Annotated in this window: 1 protein-coding gene; it reads left to right on the forward strand. The window is 34.9% G+C overall.

From position 1 onward, the window contains the following. Positions 1 to 229 (forward strand): hypothetical protein (locus tag ACWA1B_RS23805; protein ID WP_456911171.1); only part of this gene is annotated, 229 nt, incomplete at both ends.

Below are 229 nucleotides of genomic sequence, written 5' to 3' on the forward strand. Positions count from 1 at the left end.
GAAGGTTCTGGTGTAAGAACGATTGAAATGAACTTTCTTCCAGACGTTTATGTAGAATGTGAAACGTGCCAAGGAAAACGTTTCAATAGAGAAACTTTAGAAATCAGATATAAAGGAAAATCTATTTCAGATGTTTTGGATATGACGGTTGATGAAGCTGTTCCGTTCTTCGAAAATATTCCGAAAATCTACAGAAAAATCAAAACGATTCAGGATGTGGGTTTAGGTT

The organism is Flavobacterium xizangense, from assembly GCF_054075145.1.